Annotated in this window: 1 protein-coding gene and 1 pseudogene; both read right to left on the reverse strand. The window is 67.8% G+C overall.

The window, feature by feature from the left end; genetic code table 11:
- Nucleotides 1-327: pseudogene (locus tag R1101_RS28575) on the reverse strand (alpha/beta hydrolase); the annotation flags it as partial.
- A gap of 138 nt (nt 328-465) precedes the next feature.
- Nucleotides 466-1,132: FtsX-like permease family protein (locus tag R1101_RS28580; protein WP_037225091.1), on the reverse strand; the 667-nt coding region annotated here is incomplete at its 5' end.

The raw sequence follows: 1,132 nt of genomic DNA on the forward strand, positions 1-1,132 counted from the left end.
CAATTCGTCGTCGTCGACGACGCGACCCCGTGCCGCGGCCCGGGACTGCAGGTGGCCCAGTTCCGCGTGCAGCTCCAGCAGTCGCGGTACGACGAACCGCGCGCACTCGGCCGCCTGTCGATACGACTCGGCTTGCACCCCGAGATCCCGGCTGTGCGAGGACGATACGGACCGCGCACTGTCGTGCGCCGCACCGCGCCAGGCACCTTCGAAGGATGCCCACCGCAGGACGTCGCCGGACACTGCGTCGACCGCGTCGGCGCACAACGCGAGTTCGGCCCCCAACCGTTCGAGCGCATCCGGGTCCCACCCGGCCAGATCGTCCACCCGCACACCACCACCCCCTGCCGCGGAAGCATAGGGGGCACCGACGACGACCGGCCCGCGGAATGCTCCGCGGGCCGGTCGCTGTGGACAACTCCACTGCCTGTGGACAACTCACCTCCACACGGCACTTCTCGCTGTCTACATGTCGCTGATCGCCTCGAGTGGCGGTGTCTTCGCCGCCCGGTGCCCGGGCCACAGCGCCGCGAGCACACCGATGATGCCGGACGCGACGAGCATGCCCACGACCTGCGACCACGGTACCGAGATGATGTCGAGCCCCTGATCGGCGAGCGTGCGCACGAAGGCCCAGCCGAACGCGAGACCGAGCACGACACCCACGACCGCACCGAACACCGCGATGAGCAGCGATTCGAGATAGATCGTGCGGCGCACCTGGGCGCGTTGCATACCGACCGCGCGGAGCATGCCGATCTCCCGCCGTCGCTCCACCACCGACAGTGCCAGGGTGTTGACGATGCCGAGGATCGCGATCACCACGGCGAGGGCGAGCAGGCCGTAGAGGATCGCGAGGATCGTGTCGATCTGCTGTGCCTGCTGGCCCTTGAACTGTTCGCGGTCGAGGACCTGCACGATCACGTAGTCCTTGACGGCGCCCTCGATCGCCGTGCGTACCTGCTCCGACTCGTCGACGGTGTTCATGAGAACCACGAGCGCCGAGCGGTTGTTCGGAGGGGTGAACTGCTCGAACAGTTGCTGCGAGATCACCCACGGGCCGATGAGCTGATTGTCGGTGAAAATGCCGGCGACGGTGGTGTCGACGGTGTCGCCGTCACGGCTGGTGAGC

This window comes from Rhodococcus sp. R1101, from assembly GCF_000278445.1.
Taxonomy (GTDB): Bacteria; Actinomycetota; Actinomycetes; order Mycobacteriales; family Mycobacteriaceae; genus Rhodococcus; species Rhodococcus gordoniae.